Annotated in this window: 1 protein-coding gene; it reads right to left on the bottom strand. The window is 55.6% G+C overall.

The annotated features are described in order from the left end of the window. A partial coding sequence (locus C8024_RS09330) for a strawberry notch-like NTP hydrolase domain-containing protein (RefSeq protein WP_173204369.1) occupies nt 1-3,674 on the bottom strand: 3,674 nt, incomplete at its 3' end. Nucleotides 3,675-3,827 lie beyond the last annotated feature (153 nt).

The following is a 3,827-nucleotide window of genomic DNA, read 5'->3' as shown; positions in this document are numbered from 1 at the left end:
TCGATTGTCTCTCCCTCATCGGTGATCATACGGCGGGTAGGAACCGACAAGGCCATACCGCCGGAACGCGCATTGCGTAATAGTTGGACCTGCGGCAGGCTAAAGTCCTGAAGCTTGTACAGTCGCTTGAAACGGAGCGGTTTAAGCGGGCGCTGTGTTTCCAAGGTCACAAGATGCGTGGTTGCGCCAGAAATACCATCCGTTCGCAGAAGCTTGTCTGACATAATTTCAAATGTATCAACCGCAATGGTTTCAACGCCCATATCCAAAGTTCCCGCTTCACGCGCCGCTTCGACGCGGGCTTCGATCAGCGACAGATATTCATCAAATATTGCATTCTGCAGAGCGATGGGCAGCGCCAATATCCGGTTTAGCCAGCGCTGGATGGTTGGCAGTTTTTCAGCCAGATCACCATCGGGTGTTTCAAGCTTGAGGCCCGTGACATCCTGAAAGCGGTCAAGTGAAACGGCTTCCAGCTTGCCTGCATAAAGCAGGTGGAACCAGCTGGTCAGCGCATCGCGTGCATATTCGCTTTCAAGATTATCAGCCGGGTTAAACAGGTTTTGCCCGCCGGTTTGTCTTTGTCCGCGGGTCAAGGCGCCAAGGCTATCTAGCCGCCGCGCGATGGTGGAGATAAAACGCCGCTCACCTTTGACATCAGTGGTTACAGGCCGAAAGAGCGGTGCGGATGCCTGATTGGTGCGGTTGGTGCGGCCCAGACCCTGAATGGCATTATCGGCCCGCCAGCCCGGCTCGAGCAAGAAATGCACGCGGCGTTGCTGGTTCTGCACATCAAGATCAGCGTGATAGGACCGGCCTGTCCCGCCTGCATCGGAAAATATAAGCACGCGCTTCTCGCCGTCCATGAAACTCTGGGCTTCGATTAAATTCGACCGCGCCGTGCGGCGTTCAAGGCGTTGACGTCCGTCGCTGCCATTTACAAGCCTGCGGGTCCGGCCGGTCACTTCGGCAACATGATCTGTTCCAAAACGTTCGATTACCGCATCAAGCGCAGCCCAAATGGGCGGAAGCGCGCACAGTTTTTCGATCATCGCATCTCTTGCCTGAACCGCGCGCGGGCAAAGCACCGGATGACCTTCAGAAGTCGACATAGGCTCTGATCGCAAGTTGCCGTCATCATCGCGGAACACCCGCATCAAACGGACCGGAAAACTTTTGGCCAGATAATCAATGACATATTCGCGCGGGGACAGGTCGATATCAAGCTGCTCGCGTTCTTCGGCGCTGAGATCGGCAAGTCTGCGGTTGAGCATTGCCTCGGCGGTCGAGACAAGCTGCACAACGGCGGAATGCCCCTCTTCCAATGCCTGTTCGATCGCTGGGAGCAGGCTGGGAAGTTTCATGGACAAAAGCAACTGCGCGAAGAAACGCTGCTTGGTACCCTCGAATATCGAAAGCGCCGCCGCCTTTGCATTTCGGTTAAGCGTATCACCGCTATCTTCATCGACGATCCGCGTGGCTTCGAGCGCAGCCTCGAGATTTTTGTGAATAATCGCCCAAGCCTCGGCATAACTATCGTAGACCGATATCTGCTCTGTGGTAAGTTCATGCTCGAGAAGTTCATATTCAACGCCCGCAAAGGACAAGGCGCGGGCGAGATAAAGCCCCTGAGATTTAAGATCGCGCACGACCAGTTCCATCGCAGAAATACCGCCCGCGCGGATATCGCTTAGAAACTTGTCATAATTTGGAAAGGCGGTTTCCGGACCCCAGAGACCAAGGCGTGCCGCATAGCCAAGGTTGGCAATGTCCGAAGCCCCTGTTGCCGATGCATATAAAACCCTAGCGCGAGGCAGCAGATTTTGAAGACGCAGACCAGCTATGCCCTGCTCGGATCCTTTGACCTTGCCGCGGCTTCCCGTTCCCCCCAGCGCATTGGCCATTGCATGGGCTTCATCAAAAGCAATCACTCCATCAAATTCCTCCCCTGCCCATTCCAATATTTGAGCAAGCCTTGTCGTATCCATCCGGCCCGACCGCAGCGTTGGATAAGCGACGAACAAAATGCCTTCAGACATCGAAATCGGCCTTCCCAGCTTCCAGCTCGAAAGCGACTGGATATCAAGCGGCAGGCCGCCGAGCGCTGACCAGTCGCGGCGGGCGTCCTCGAGCAAGGTCTCGTTCTTGCTAATCCAGATATGGCGGCAATGGCCCTGCAGCCATCGGTCCATGATGACGCTGGCAATCTCGCGGCCCTTGCCCGCGCCAGTTCCGTCTCCGAGGAAGAAGCCAGTCCTATAACGAAAACCCTCGTCCGACGGTTCCAGCCCCGAGCCTTCGTTGATGGCCCTGTAAGTTCCGGGCAAATCGCGGGCGAAGGCATTCACCGCATAGATGAGCATTTCGCACTGCGCATCGGAAAGAAGCTGGTTCTTCCGCCAGTCTGCTGGAACCACCGGCTGATGCTGCGGGACCGGCGCGGCAACAGACCCCATCGCGACCGATTCCACCAGCGGGGTCGGATGAACGGGAGCATTGTCGATTGTTATCCGGCTTGGCCGGTAGGCTAGATAAATGCCTTTTTGCTCTGGCGTTGGTGCCGCAGAGTCGAGAACTTCAAAGATAAGCTTTTCGGATATTTGCGTGTCTGGTGAGGATTTTAAAACTGGCGCGACCGGGCGTTTCGAACGGTAGCTCGACACCAGCGCGAGTGGCTTTGCTTTGGGTCTGGAAGTTTGCGCATTGGATTTTGAGGCGGCGCGCTCGGGCAAAGCGCAGCAGGCGTCGTACAAACCTTCAAAATCGTCGATGTCGATTGGCTCTACGCATTGCTCGGAAGCAATTTTGTCTAATACCACCAGACGCACGGTAATGCCGGTTCCCCTGCGCGCAAAAGATCGTGTGATGCGCGCATCAAGACGAAGTGCACATGATCCAAGTTCGTTTTTGGCAAATTCGACTGCGCTAAAGCCTTCGGGCATGATCGCAACAAGCCGGCCGCCTGCCGCCAAACGCCGCCAGGCAGAGCGCAAGTGCCGCAGGGCTGAACGACCGTCTTTCCCGCGTTCGGCACTGCGCGCAAATGGCGGATTCATAAGGGCAAGATTTGGATTGTGGCGCGACGGAAGCAACTCGTTGATCAGCTCGCCATCGTGTGAGAAGGTCGGAGCACCCGGAAACAGCTCGCTTAGACACGCACTGCGCAGGTCGTCGATCTCATTGAGGATTAGCTTCGCGCCGACAAGATGCGGCCAAATGGCGAGAGTTCCCGTTCCCGCAGATGGCTCGAGTACGATATCTTCGGGCTTTATGCCCGCTGCCAGGGCCATTACCCATGCAAGCCGAGCGGGTGTCGAAAATTGCTGGAGGGAAATCTGGTCATCATGCCGGTTATGTTGTGGAGGAAGGGCTTGCTCCAGAATTTCGAAGCATTTGTCGGTTTCAGCAAAATCGGAATCTAGCGTGATTCCGGAATGTTCGCGAAGCCATAGCAGCTCAGCCAGCTCGATGGCACAGCCAGACATTTTTACCGACCAGCCATCTGTCGCATCGCTGTTTCCGGTGAGTTTTTGGAATATGGCATTGATGTCTTTTCGTGTGACTTGGGAACTTGTCTCCAGACGACGTGCTATTTCGTGAGCGGCCTTGATTACTATTTCGCTTGCCAGATCCGGTGTATCGTCGAGTTGAAGCTGTGCGTTTTGTAGAGTCATGATGGTTTTCCTCCGTTAGGCACGGACAGACCTCAGACGGCCATCTCGTGCGCAAACAGGGAAAAGCCCCCTTTCCTCTGGGTCAAAGGTGGACCGGGTTAGGTAGAAGCTGCGTTTGCTCGAAACAACTCATTATTCCAGTCATCGCCGCGC

This window comes from Sphingopyxis sp. BSNA05 (genome assembly GCF_013265645.1).
Taxonomy (GTDB): Bacteria; Pseudomonadota; Alphaproteobacteria; order Sphingomonadales; family Sphingomonadaceae; genus Parasphingorhabdus.
This window is presented reverse-complemented; position numbering and strand designations above follow the sequence as displayed.